This window comes from Caldisericia bacterium (genome assembly GCA_021158845.1).
Classification (GTDB): domain Bacteria; phylum Caldisericota; class Caldisericia; order B22-G15; family B22-G15; genus B22-G15.
Genome location: JAGGSY010000045.1, coordinates 1 through 10,966, shown reverse-complemented (window position 1 = coordinate 10,966; position 10,966 = coordinate 1). Strand labels below are relative to the sequence as shown.

Annotated in this window: 12 protein-coding genes; 4 read left to right on the top strand and 8 right to left on the bottom strand. The window is 36.9% G+C overall.

What is annotated here, in order from left to right; genetic code table 11:
- Window positions 1–858: DegV family protein (locus tag J7J33_01875; protein ID MCD6168038.1), on the top strand; the 858-nt coding region annotated here is incomplete at its 5' end.
- A gap of 4 nt (window positions 859–862) precedes the next feature.
- Complete coding sequence (locus J7J33_01870) at window positions 863–2,245, top strand: coenzyme F420-0:L-glutamate ligase (protein ID MCD6168037.1); 1,383 nt, start codon at window positions 863–865, stop codon at window positions 2,243–2,245.
- Here J7J33_01870 and J7J33_01865 read toward each other — a convergent pair.
- From J7J33_01865 to J7J33_01835, 7 genes are read right to left on the bottom strand one after another with little or no spacing between them, the layout of a single operon-like run.
- Window positions 2,242–3,897, bottom strand: coding sequence for a carboxylesterase family protein (locus J7J33_01865; protein MCD6168036.1), 1,656 nt, complete (start codon window positions 3,895–3,897; stop codon window positions 2,242–2,244). The two genes, J7J33_01870 and J7J33_01865, sit on opposite strands and share 4 nt — an antisense overlap.
- A 58-nt stretch (window positions 3,898–3,955) precedes the next feature.
- On the bottom strand, window positions 3,956–4,576 hold the full coding sequence (tmk, locus tag J7J33_01860) for a dTMP kinase (protein ID MCD6168035.1): 621 nt from the start codon (window positions 4,574–4,576) through the stop codon (window positions 3,956–3,958).
- Window positions 4,552–6,045: an AAA family ATPase gene (locus J7J33_01855; protein ID MCD6168034.1), complete on the bottom strand. Its 1,494-nt coding sequence runs from the start codon at window positions 6,043–6,045 to the stop codon at window positions 4,552–4,554. Before J7J33_01855 ends, tmk begins: the two co-directional genes overlap by 25 nt.
- Window positions 6,042–6,656, bottom strand: coding sequence for a deoxynucleoside kinase (locus J7J33_01850; GenBank protein MCD6168033.1), 615 nt, complete (start codon window positions 6,654–6,656; stop codon window positions 6,042–6,044). The genes J7J33_01855 and J7J33_01850 overlap by 4 nt, the downstream gene beginning before the upstream one ends.
- A gap of 20 nt (window positions 6,657–6,676) precedes the next feature.
- A complete protein-coding gene (locus J7J33_01845; GenBank protein ID MCD6168032.1) occupies window positions 6,677–7,186 on the bottom strand; it encodes a nitroreductase family protein in 510 nt (169 codons plus the stop codon).
- A gap of 14 nt (window positions 7,187–7,200) precedes the next feature.
- On the bottom strand, window positions 7,201–7,719 hold the full coding sequence (locus tag J7J33_01840) for a TlpA family protein disulfide reductase (protein ID MCD6168031.1): 519 nt from the start codon (window positions 7,717–7,719) through the stop codon (window positions 7,201–7,203).
- Complete coding sequence (locus J7J33_01835; protein ID MCD6168030.1) at window positions 7,716–8,768, bottom strand: hypothetical protein; 1,053 nt, start codon at window positions 8,766–8,768, stop codon at window positions 7,716–7,718. Before J7J33_01835 ends, J7J33_01840 begins: the two co-directional genes overlap by 4 nt.
- An 87-nt stretch (window positions 8,769–8,855) precedes the next feature.
- Between J7J33_01835 and thpR the strand changes: the two genes are divergently transcribed.
- Both thpR and J7J33_01825 read left to right on the top strand, forming a co-directional pair.
- Complete coding sequence (thpR, locus tag J7J33_01830; protein MCD6168029.1) at window positions 8,856–9,407, top strand: RNA 2',3'-cyclic phosphodiesterase; 552 nt, start codon at window positions 8,856–8,858, stop codon at window positions 9,405–9,407.
- A 40-nt stretch (window positions 9,408–9,447) separates the two neighbouring features.
- Window positions 9,448–9,990 carry a macro domain-containing protein gene (locus J7J33_01825; GenBank protein MCD6168028.1) on the top strand — a complete coding sequence of 181 codons (543 nt, stop codon included), beginning with the start codon at window positions 9,448–9,450 and terminating at the stop codon, window positions 9,988–9,990.
- Here J7J33_01825 and J7J33_01820 read toward each other — a convergent pair.
- Window positions 9,987–10,874, bottom strand: coding sequence for a carboxypeptidase regulatory-like domain-containing protein (locus tag J7J33_01820; protein ID MCD6168027.1), 888 nt, complete (start codon window positions 10,872–10,874; stop codon window positions 9,987–9,989). The two genes, J7J33_01825 and J7J33_01820, sit on opposite strands and share 4 nt — an antisense overlap.
- Window positions 10,875–10,966: the final 92 nt, after the last annotated feature.

Below are 10,966 nucleotides of genomic sequence, written 5' to 3'. Positions count from 1 at the left end.
GATTTACCAAGGGATATAGTGAGAGAATACAATATAAAAGAGGTTCCTTTCTACCTCTACTTTGAAGGGGAAGAGGATACGATGTACAAGGAGAATGTAACTATAACTCCAGAAGAATTCTACAGAATCATGAGAAAAAAGAAGAAACACCCAAGAACAGCTCAACCAAACATGGAAGATTATCTACCTGTATTTGAAGAAGTTATAAAGGAAGGAAAGGACAAAATCATTGTTATGACCTTAAGTTCAAAGTTCAGTGGAAGTTTCCAATCTGCATCTCTTGCAAAGGAGGAATTAAAGAAAAGATACCCTAATGTGGAGGTTGAGATTATAGATACAAAATCTGCAACCTTTGGAGAGGGAATACAACAGATAACAGCAGCAAAAATGATAAGAAAGGGTGCTTTAAGCTTTGATGAGATTGTTAAGAAACTTAAGGAGATTAGTGAGAAAACAAATGTAATTTTTACTGTGGAAGATTTATACTTCTTTTATCTTGGTGGAAGATTGGGAAAGGCATCTGCACTTATGGCAAATTTTATGAATGTTAAACCAGTTATGGAGATAAAAGATGGGGAGACCACTCCCATAGAAAAAGTGAGAGGTAGAAAAAAGTCACTTGTAAGGATTGTAGAGATAGCAAAGGAGAGGATAAAGGATATAAATAAACTTGTTATTGGTTCACCACATGCAGATTGTAAGGAAGATCAGGATTTTCTATTAAATCTATTTAGAAAAGAAACTGGTTATATGGGACCAATATACACAAGAATTATGGGAACAACCATTGGTGCACATCCAGGACCGGGAACAACTGGCCTCTGTTTCTTTGAGGAAGATTTAGAGGGACTTATTTAGCTGAATGAAACTCATCTCATATATTTATCAGGGTATAGTCTTCTCTCTTCTAAGGAAAGAGGAGAAGGAGAAAGCACTTAATCTATTAAAAAGGTTAAGAAAAAAGGGGCTTCTAACCTGTAAAACCTATGAAAAATATGGATTTCTCCTCATAAGAGAGGGAAGTTTAGATGAAGCAGAGGAGGTGTTAAAAGAGGGGGTAGAAAAATTTAAAAAATGTAGAGGTATCTTTAGACTCTTAAAGGAAGTTTACATAAGGAAGGGAGAAATAGAAGAAGCCACAAAAGTTATTGAGAAAGCAAAGGAAAACAATCCAGAAGTTTACTGGTACGATATAATACTTGGAGATATATACTACTATGAAAAAGGGGATATTGAAACAGCTCTTTCATACTATATGAAACTTCTTGATAGAGACGATGTTCCACTCACAAGGGATATAAAATCTCCTGCAAGATACCTATTTAAAAGGCTCTCAAGGATTTACTATAAACTTGGTGATTATGAGAAAGCAACTTGCTTCTACAAAAAATTTTATGAGCTCAAACCCTCAAATTTCTATGAAAAGGATTTCTTTTTCTTTGGAGACGCCCTTTTTAAGCTTGGAAAAAAGAAAGAGGCAGAAGAAATCTTTAAAGATGGAATAAAGAGGAGGCGTGGAAACATCATAAAGAAAAGGGTAAGAGAGCTTGGATTAAATCTTGGTGAGCCTGATGAAGTAAAGGAGAGGAAAGATGCAGAGAGGATACCAATCAAAACACCACTTATTACAGAGAGGACAGACCTAATAGATTTAATAGATGAACTTACAAAGGATAAGAGAAGAAAAGGGGATATAATAACAGTTGCATCTTCTGTTTCAGCAATATCTCAAGGAAGAGTCTATTCTGTTGAAACTATAGATGTAAAATTTTTGGCAAAGATTCTTTCAAAGTTTGTCTCAAGAAACAGGAATACTCCCTTTGCAACCACTGCTCCACTTTCAAATCCATATGCAATGCAGGTAGCTGTGGAGGAAGCTGGAGTTTTCAAAATTCTTCTTGCTTCCTTTGTAGGCTTTATTGGAAAACTATTGAGAAAGAAAGGGTGGTTTTATATTGTTGCTGGAAAGAATGTGGCACAGATTGATGATATGCCAGCCTCCATGCCTCCATATGACTACTATGTTATCCCCGGTCCAGAGAATCCTGATGGATTATGTGAAGAGATAAAGAAGAAGACAGGATGTGAGACATGCATTGTTGATGCAAACGATCTTGGAATAGCATGGGTTGTGGGAAAAAGCAGTGGTGTTGATAAAAGTTGGGTTGAGGATGTTATGAGCGATAATCCTGCAGGAAATGAAGACTGGCAAACTCCCATAATAATTCTAAGAAAGAAACCTTAAGGATTTAAAAGTTCATCTGGTATTTCCCTTTCAGGCAGTATCTTTTCATCTATTATCTGGGAGAGTGTCTTACTGTATTTCCCTGTTTTGTCTTTGGAGTGTAGGAAATCAAGAAATTTATAGAAATACTCTGCCTGACTCTCTACACTGTGGGTTACAACTCCATAGACACCAGAATCAAGAGAGTTAAAGACATCCTCTGCAAGTTTCTCTCTCTGTCTTGTGGTTATCTGATAATGTGCAAGCCACTTCCTCTTAATCCCATTCACTTTGCCAACAAGAACAAATTCATTTATTCCCTTTTTAGGATCAGAGGCGTCTCCAACTCTTATAACCTCTCCAAAGTTTGCAAAACCTGAGCATGTATCGTATATAATCGCGTCAGGTAAACAGTTCTTATCCTTTTCATCATTCATACAACCTGAATGAATATCTGGATTTATCATCTTTAATTTTGAAATAAGATCCTTTAATGTACCAAGATATGGTTCAGAGAAACCTTTTCTTTTTATTCTCTCCTTCTTTGCCACATCCTCTGGATAGTTGGTGTAGCCATCCCAGTTTCCATGATAAATGCTGTGATGGTGTGCTGCTATCTCGTGTCCCTCCTCCTTCCATCTCTTCACCTCAGCGAGCCTCTCTTTGTTTTTTGAGATGTAATCTGCCCACTGAGGAGAAAACATCAAAGTAAGTTTTATATTGTATTCATTAGCTTTCTTCACCATCTCTCTTAAAACAGAGAAAGACTCCTCTATCCTCTTTTCTCCCCCTGGCATGTTGAAAGGCTCGTTGTGGATGGCTATAAAATAGTAAGGGACATGGGAAGTTTTATTATTTAAAAGTTTAAAAAGGAAATCCCTTGTCCATGTTTCTATATCCTTTAAGTGTCTCCATGGAGCATGACCCTCCCCTTCAATGGGATGAAACTCATTAAAGATACCAAGTTCATCAAGTTTGTTTTTAAGTTCTTTCGCCATTTCAAAGGGAACAACCTTATCCTCTGTTCCGTGAATAATAAGGAGAGTAGGATCAGTCTGTTTTATCTCATCGAAGTCAAAAAGTGCCCCCCATAGAGAAATTACTGCAAAGATTCCCTCTTTATTCCAATCATCTGTATAGGCAAGGTGAAGGGATGTTATGGCTCCAGCTGATGAGCCACCAACAGCAATATGATTAACATCTATCCTGAACCTATCACTATTCTCTCTAAAGAAATCCACAGATTTTCTTGCATCCTCCACAGCATCCTTTATTGCTCCCTCAAGATCTTTCTTTGGTCTCTTTCTCAATCTATAGTTAATGGAAGCAGTGACATAACCTCTCTTTGCAAAGTATTTGCAAAGTTCAACAATTTTTACATTGTTTTTATCTCCTGACTTAAATCCACCTCCATGAATCCATATAATAAGCGGTCTCTTATCCTCACTATTCCCCTTTGGTTCATAAACATCAAGTTTAAGCTCTATTCTTTTACCTGTATAATCTACACTTTCTCCATAAACGATATCTTTCTCAACACGAACTTCACTAAAAATTTCATCATAATAGCGAGTTTTTTCCTCATCCTTGGGAATTTCATTATCCTGAGGAATACATGAAGAAAGAATAAGAATCAACACAAGAGAAAAAATCACACCATATTTCAGTTTCATAAACTATCACCTCCACATAAAAATACAAAAATTTAAGAATTTTGTTTCATGGAAATTATTAGAGGAGCTTTTTTTTGACTATGGAAAAAATTTCTTCTCCAATCTCCTCCTTTGATCTACTTCCATCAATCACATAGATTCTCTCTGGATACATCTTTGAAAGGATTAGATATCCATTCCTCACCCTCTCAAGAAAGTTAACCCCTCTCTTTTCAATTCTATCAAGGTCTCTCACTCTCCTTAAAGATTCCCTTGGAGAAATGTCCAATAAAAAAGTTATATCTGGATCAAGGAGAGTTATCTCTCTGTGCACCTTCTCTATAAATGATATGGAAACTCCTCCTCCATAACCCTGATATGCAACTGATGAGTCTTTAAATCTCTCTGAAATAACGATTTTACCCCTCCCTATCTCCTCTATAATTCTTTTGATATGTGTATTTCTATCTGATGCAAAGAGAAGAAACTCTGTTAATGGATCAATCTCACCGTCAAAATTTAAAAGTACATCCCTTATCCTCTTCCCTACATCTGTCCCACCAGGCTCCTTTGTCCAGAAGACATCAAAACCCAATCCTTCCAGATTTTCCTTCAGTATTTTTGCCTGAGTGGATTTACCACACCCATCAATACCCTCAAAGGTTATAAAAAAACCTATTTTGGAAATATTATCACGCATCTAAATGGCTCCTCTCCTTGACTTTCAGACCTTAAACCAAACTCTCTTATAATTTTATGCTGTATCTTTCTTATATCTGCCGGGGCAGGATAGAGAGGATAAGGTTTTCCTGTGGCAAGGACCTCTCTTACTCCCTCCTCTATCTCTTTTATGTAGTCCCTCTTCTTGTCCAAAAAAGTATTCCTTAAATCAATGCATAGTTTTCTAATCTGCTTCTTTGTATTAGATTTAACCCTTAAAACCTCTATTCCCCTCTTCTGTGCCTCCCTTACAAGTCCTGGATTTCTCCTCTCCTGAGTTTTTGATATTATCAGTGCTTCAGCTTCATCAAGGTCATTAACAAACTCCCAATCAAGCCCCACTGATCTCAAACCCTGTTCAAGATAATCTCTTGAGACACCATATGTGAAGATTCTCAAAGGTTTGTATTTGGGAAGCTTCTCTATCTCCCTCTCAGACTTTATCTCAATCTTCCCTCCCTCCTTTCTCCTTCTTATCTCAGGATTTAAAGGATAGCCGCGTAAATACTTATCCACAACCTCTGCAACATCATAGTAAACTGCAAGGGTGTCTCTATCCCTTATCTCCACAAGAATATCAAAGGAGGGTGGTGAGGACCTTTCAAGCACAGTCTTCTGTGTTCCTCTCCTCTGCGCCTCCTCATCACCAAGTATAACTGTTGTAATTCCTCCGAGAAGGTCGGAGAGAACAGGGTTTATAAGTAAGTTATCAAGGGTATTTCCATGGGCAGTGGCAATGAGTTGCACTCCTCTCTCTGCAATGGTTCTACATGCCTCAGCTTCATCCTTTCTTCCAATCTCATCAATTATTATCACCTCAGGCATATGGTTCTCAACAGCTTCTATCATCACATCAGCTTGAGTTCTTCCAAATGGAACCTGCATCCTTCTTGCCGAACCTATGGCAGGATGAGGTATGTCTCCATCTCCACCAATCTCATTTGAGGTATCAACAACAACCACTCTCTTCTTTAAGTCGTCACTTAAAACCCTTGCAGCCTCCCTTAAAAGAGTGGTCTTTCCTACACCAGGACGACCCAAAAGTAAAATACTTTTCCCTGTCTCAAAGAGGTCCCTTACAATATCTATGGTTCCATATATTGCTCTTCCAACTCTCAAAGTCAGACCAACAATATCTCCCCTCCTGTTTCTTATACAGGAGATCCTATGAAGGGTTCTTTCAATACCTGCCCTATTATCTCTGTCAAATTCACCAACTCTACTCCTTACATACTCTATATCCTCACGGGATACAGGTTGATCAGATAGATACTGGAAGGAATCAGAGAATCTCGCCTCAGGTCTCCTTCCAAGATCAAGCACAACCTCAATGAGGTTTTCCCATCTATTCAATCTCTCCAGCTCCCTCCTCACATGTGGAGGGAGAACTGACATAAAAGCTTCCTTTTCAAACTCACTCAGTTTTTTTAATTCCTCTTCTCTTGTCATCTTTTTCTTCCTTCCCAGAAAAATTTCTCAATATCATCTATAACCTTTGAGAGATTTGAAAATAGATTGTTCAAATCAAACTCCTCTGTGTTTAATCTATAAACCGGACATAGATTAAATCCATCTATCCACTCCTCGTAAGCTTTGTTTAATCTCTTTAAATAACTTAGCTTTATACTCCTTTCGTAAACTCTTCCTCTCATCTCTATCCTCTTTTTCAAAACCTTAACTGGGGCATAAAGATATATGAGTAGATGAGGCGATGGAAAATCCCTTATCACTCTATTGTAAACCTCTCTATATAAATTATACTCCCTTTTTGTTAAAACAAGTTTTGCAAATATCTCTGCATCCTCATAGATGGTTCTATCTATTATAAAGGAATCTGAACTTTTCTCAATTTCTTCAAGTATCTTAAGGCGGGATAGGAGAAAAAAGAGCTGGGAGTGGAGCGCCCACCTCTTTGGATCCTTATAGAAGTTTTTTAAAAATGGATTCTTGTCCTGAGGTTCAGGAACAATGGAAAATTTCCACTTCTTTGAAAGTATCTTTGCCAGTGTGGATTTTCCAACCCCAATATTTCCACATATGGCAACAACAAATTTTCCCATACTCTAATTTTAGTAGGTTTTTAGAACTTTTCAAAGGATACAACCTCTTCAAATGGTTTCCTTTTCTTTTTAGGAATTTTCTTTTCCCTCGGATATCCAAGGGTGAGGAGTGCAACTACCCTTACATTTTCTGGAATTTCAAGGAGTTCCTTAACAAGCTTTTCATTAAAATCACCTATCCAGCATGTTCCAAGACCAAGATGAGTTGCCTGAAGGGTCATGTGATCAAGAGCAATGCCTATATCAAGGATGGCACTGTCATACCACCCACCCATAAGGAAACCATCTCTAACCTTACAGGCAACAATAAGGACAGGCGCCTCAGCAATGAATTTAGCCCATGTGGTTGGCTCTGCAATCTTTTTTCTTATCTCTTTGTCTCTTACAACTATAAACTTCCATGGCTGGTAGTTGCATGCAGAAGGTGCAAGCCTTCCAGCTTCAAGGACTTCCCTTAATTTTTCCTCCTCCACATCCTTATCAAGGTACTTTCTTACACTATACCTCTCAACTACCTCTTTTAAAATCAACTAAATCACCTCCTTTATTCCTCTAAAAGTGCCTCTATATACTGCTCAAGTTTTGCCTTTAAATCTGGCACAAGTCCCTCTATCTCTATAACTATCCTTCCCTGTTTATCAATGAGAACAAACCTTGGAATTCCCCTAACTTTATACATCTCTGCAACACTAAAGGCATCTATAAGTATTGGATAATCCATGTTGTTTTCATTAACATATTGAGTAACCTTATCCATATCACTTTCCCCGTCAAGATTTATTCCCAAAGCCACAAAGCCCTTTTTATGATACTTATTGTAGATTGAAACTATTATTGGAGTTGATCTTCTACATGGACCACACCATGTAGCCCAGAAATCTAAAAGAACAACTTTCCCTTTAAGATCCGATAGAGTTACAGCTCCACCATCGAGGGTAGGTAATGTAAAATCTTTTGCCTCTTTTCTGTTCGAAGTGTCAATCTTTGGTTTATTGGTGCCCCCTGATGAACATGAAACAAGTAAAACAAGGAGGAGCACTACAATTATAAGTCTTTTTATCATTTCTTTCTCCTCTTTTTCTTAGATATTTTTCTCTCATTAAGGATTTTCTTGCTCCATCTTTTTGCATTGTAAAATACATACCAGAATGGAAGCATAATTGATAAAGCATACACTATAACTCCTATTATGTTTAAAACTAAAAGTGTGCTGGAAGATGGATTTATCTTTTCAAATAGAGGCAAAAGAATCCTAAATGAAAGAGTATTCTTTAAAATTATGCCTATGATTAGGGAGGTTAAACCTATGGGAATAAATGATAATCCAGTAGTTAAACCTTCGGAGAGAAATTCAGATGGTTTCTTATCCTTCCCTTTTTTCACCTCTCTCCCAACAAGGGAGAAGAAGTGGGATCCAACAGATACAAGATAAACAAGTATTACTACAAGAAATGGAACTCTCAAGGAAAATACCTTTATGTCTTTAAACACTTCTCTTAATATAAAGAATAGAATTATAAGATGGGGTATGAGAATAAATACAACAAAGGTTACTATCTTTCCCCACAGAGCTTTTATCTTTGGGAACTTTTCCCTTATTATCCTGTACATAAATACACTGAAGTAGATAAGGACAAAGAGACCTGCCGCAAGGGAGATGAAATATCCAAAGGCTTCAAAGATATTGGCAGGGAAAGTCGAGAAATAGACCGAAAATCCTTTAACTGTTTTTTCTGGAAGGTTGAGGGCAGTTAGCGTTCCTCTCCCTGTAAAGAGGTAGGTAAACCTCTTCATATTTTCAATAAAGAAGTAGGAGATGTAGAATAGAGGAATTCCAACCCATGAGAGAAATATGTTTCCAAGAAATACAAGAGCTCCAAAGACAATGGAAAAAATAAGATAAACAACTGGATTTTTAAGAAAGGCAAACTTGTTAAGATAGGTCTGAGTCAGAGAGAGTGTCTTTAGTCTTAAAATAAACTCAGGGCTTTGATTTACAGAGGGAGTGAGAAAGGCAACAAGAAGGAGAAAAATCATAAAATTGACAACAAACAAAAAATGAGGATGAAGAGAATATACTTTAAGTATAAAATCCTCAATATGCTTTTTCATGTTCAGTCCTCCTTAAGGAATTTATCCTTCATATTATACCATAAGGGAGATGTTATATAATTCAGTATGAGAATAAAGGAGGAAAGAATGAGAACATTTCTTGCTTTGCCCATAAGGGAAGATGTAAGAAAGAAAGTGAATTCCTTTGTAAAGGAAGTCTCAAAAAGGATAAAGTCAAAGGTAAAGTGGGTTGAGGAGGAGAATCTTCACTTCACCATATTTTTCTTTGGAGAGATTGATAAAAGAGAGGTGGAAAGGATAGAGTCTGTAATAAAAGAAAAGACTCATCTTTTAAAGAAGTTTAATGTAAGATTGAATGGCTTATCCTTTTTCCCAAATGAAAGAAGGGTAAGGGTTGTGTGGATTGGAGTAAAGGAGGGAGGTGACGAAATGAAATCCATATACAGGGCTCTTTACCCGGAATTTAGTAGATTCTTAAAGATAAGAAAGGAAAACTTCGTACCACATCTCACCATTGGAAGGGCAAAATTTGGACTGAGTGATAGTGAAGTGAAACTTTTGAAGGATGGAAATCTGATAACACCATTATTTAAAATGGATAGATTGATTCTATTTGAATCAAAACTTACCCCAAATGGTCCAATTTATACTCCTCTTAGAACCTTTCTCTTTAAATGAAAAAAATAAGTTATAATTTATTTAGAGAGAAGGAGGAATTATGAAGGTTTTAAAAGAGAAAAGGATAAAGGATAAGATTATTCAGGTGGTTAGAGGAGATATTACAAAGGAAGAGGTTGATGCAATAGTTAACGCAGCAAACAGGTATCTATCACATGGTGGTGGTGTGGCAGGAGCCATTGTAAGAGCTGGAGGTTCCATAATACAGGAGGAGAGCAATAAAATCATAGAAAAGAACGGACCTCTAAATACAGGGGATGCCGTGATAACAACTGCTGGAAGTCTTCCATCAAAGTATGTGATACACACAGTTGGTCCTGTCTGGGGAGAGGGAGACGAGGAAAATAAGTTAAAGAAGGCTATTTTAAGTGTTCTGAGGTTGGCAACGGAGAAAAAACTTGAAAGCATCTCAATACCTGCTGTAAGCTGTGGGATATTTGGTTTTCCAAAGAAAAAGGGAACAAAAATAATATACGAAACTGTAAAGGAATTTTTAGAAAAGGAAGAAACCAGCCTTAAGATTGTAAGACTGATAGGGATAGGAGAGGAGATACCCCATCTTTTTGCTCAAGCAATGGATTAGGAAGGTGGATTTATCTCTACTGGCTTATTCAAATCTTCAAGCACAAAATTAACTTCAGTAGTAACTGTTTCCCCCTCCTCATTAAATCCTTTATCAACAACAGATATCTTTCTTATAATTCCACTTTCCTCGCCAAGATAGACAAAACCACTTGATTTGGAGAATACATCCTCCCATTGAATTTTAAACACAGCACACTTCTCATCGTCGAAGGTTGCTTCCTTCAAGAATGAGAAGGAAGATGGTTCAGCCTTCATGATGAAGAAATCCATCATATCTGAAAGTCTTAAAATTGGAATGTTCTCTGATTCTTCCTTTTCAATCTTTTTAAACTCCTTATCCTTTCCATCTCTTAAATACACATAATCCTTAAGTATATAAACTTCTGTAAATGATGTATTTTCTCCCTCCTCTTCAGACACAAAATGGACTCCCTTTCCAAGTGCGTATGAGAGTTGGATTGAGAATGTATCCTTTTTACCATCAGCTTCACTCTCAATAGAATACTTCGCATTATAACTTTTAAGGGTAGATGCCCTTTCCTTGAAATTCTCCACCAGTTCACTGAATGTAAAGGGTTCAAGGGGTATTTCTATAACTTGAAGACCAAACTTTGAAGGGAAAGTTTCCTCAAATGTTTTGTATCCAGGTTTCTCCACTCTTATTACCTTCTTCACAGGTGGAGAGAAGGCTCTAAATTTTCCATCCTTGTCTGTTTCAAGTTCTGTAAGTTTATTTATTGTTACCCTTGCACCACTTAAAGCCTTCCCTGTTTTAGAGTCGTAAACAACTCCCTCTATATGGTTTGCTGTAAGAAAATAGAAGAATCCTCCAACTACTATCAAAACAACTATTAATAAAATAATCCATCCCTTTTTACTCATCCTTTTCCCTCTAATTTTTTAATTATTGTTTTGATCCATGAAATAAAATTATCCCATGGATTTCCAATCTTTATATCTTTATTATACAATTC